Below are 1,292 nucleotides of genomic sequence, written 5' to 3'. Positions count from 1 at the left end.
AACGAGGGACAAAGCTGATTGATTAAGTATTTGTATTTTAATGGAATTGTGTGATTTTGTGCAGTTTAATTAGCTTTAGGTATATGGTAGGTCAAATACTGTTAAAGCTGCTCATGCGGGAAAAAGAAAAGGCCGTGAACGGAATTCACGGCCTAATGATACAAGTTGAGTTACGCAAGTATAAGTACTTAATCTTTGCGTTGCAGGATGTCATCCCAAGGCAAATTCGTATCGCCCAGCACGATAAAGTTCGGGTTCTCTAGCGTTTCCCGTTCGTTGTAAGACAAAGGTTCGAGGTGAGTGCTGAGAATGCGTCCGCCGGCTTCTTCCACGATGCATTGCGTTGCTGCTGTATCCCATTCGCCAGTAGGGCCCAAACGTAAATAGCAATCGACCGCTCCTTCCGCCACCAAACACGCTTTTAGTGCTGCAGAACCGAGAGGAATTAAGTCGTAGTTCCAAGCGCTGCTCATGCGGCTTGTGATACGATTAATGTCTTGGCGACGGCTGATAGCAATGGCAATGTTTTGTCCTGCTTGTTCATGTTTGTGCGTGTGGATTTTCACGCTTTCAGACATGTCTGGGATTTTCCACGCACCTTTGCCGCTGTATGCGTAATACGTGACGCCAGAAACAGGCCCATATACCACGCCCATCGCTGGCTTGTTGTTGTCAATTAATGCAATGATGGTCGCAAAGTCGCCACTGCGTGCGATGAATTCTTGTGTGCCATCTAATGGGTCGACCAACCAATAACGCTGCCATTGTGCGCGCTGCTCTAAGCTGATGTCGGCGGCTTCTTCAGACAACACGGGGATGTCTGGTGTCAGTTCACTTAAACGTTCAGTGATGAGTTTGTGCGCGGCAATATCGGCGCTTGTGACCGGTGTTTCATCACTTTTGGTGTACGCTTCATATTGCTTTTTCTCGTAGATATCGAGAATCATTTGTCCCGCACTGCGGGCAATTTCGATAACTTGAGGAAGCAGGTGAGATAGATCTTTTGTCATTGGCATAGGTGATAGTCCTTACTCACAATATTTGTCGGTTTACACCGTTATTGATTGTTGTTGTGAGTGGTGTTTGGTAAGTGTTTCAGTGCCAACATTAACGCCGTGATGCTTCGTGCTTCACAGAAGTCCAAATGCGTTAATAGCTCTTCGGCTTGTGCGAGTGGCCAGCGCACAATTTCTAACGGCTCTGGTTCGTCACCTTCTTGCTTTTCAGGGTATAGCGATTGACCTAGAAACAGTGTCATCTTGCTCGAAAAATAAGAAGGAGCAAGGATCACT

General features: G+C 46.5%; 1 protein-coding gene and 1 pseudogene. Both read right to left on the bottom strand.

The genetic code is table 11. The annotated features are described in order from the left end of the window. Positions 1–188: 188 nt before the first annotated feature. A complete protein-coding gene (gene cysQ, locus R7E00_RS22865) occupies positions 189–1,016 on the bottom strand; it encodes a 3'(2'),5'-bisphosphate nucleotidase CysQ (protein WP_005458987.1) in 828 nt (275 codons plus the stop codon). Positions 1,017–1,057: 41 nt separating this feature from the next. Beyond that, positions 1,058–1,292: pseudogene (locus tag R7E00_RS22860) on the bottom strand (ADP compounds hydrolase NudE); the annotation flags it as partial.

Origin of the sequence: Vibrio sp. Vb1755 (assembly GCF_033338635.1) — a bacterium.
Classification (GTDB): domain Bacteria; phylum Pseudomonadota; class Gammaproteobacteria; order Enterobacterales; family Vibrionaceae; genus Vibrio; species Vibrio alginolyticus.
Note: the sequence above shows the minus strand (reverse complement) of the source record. Positions and strands in the feature narration are given on the sequence as shown.

Excerpts from the sequence above, each read along its gene's own strand:
- cysQ (WP_005458987.1), bottom strand. The coding sequence starts at position 1,016 with ATGCCAATGACAAAAGATCTATCTCACCTGCTTCCTCAAGTTATCGAA.